The 293-nt window shown below is 57.0% G+C and carries 1 protein-coding gene; it reads left to right on the top strand.

All coding sequences use genetic code 11. The features are described 5' to 3' along the window. The coding region (locus J9889_RS23765; protein WP_210558469.1) for an IS5 family transposase at nt 1–293 on the top strand (293 nt) is incomplete at both ends.

Below are 293 nucleotides of genomic sequence, written 5' to 3' on the forward strand. Positions count from 1 at the left end.
GACCGCACCACCATCATGAATTTCCGCCACCTGCTGGAGCAGCATCAACTGGCCCGCCAATTGTTCAAGACCATCAATCGCTGGCTGGCCGAAGCAGGCGTCATGATGACTCAAGGCACCTTGGTCGATGCCACCATCATTGAGGCTCCCAGCTCGACCAAGAACAAAGAGCAGCAACGCGATCCGCAGATGCATCAGACCAAGAAAGGCAATCAGTGGCACTTTGGCATGAAGGCCCACATTGGTGTCGATGCCAAGAGTGGCCTGACCCACAGCCTAGTCACCACCGCGGC

This window comes from Aeromonas sp. PrichA-15 (genome assembly GCF_017939245.1).
In the GTDB taxonomy this organism is placed as follows: Bacteria; Pseudomonadota; Gammaproteobacteria; order Enterobacterales; family Aeromonadaceae; genus Aeromonas; species Aeromonas caviae.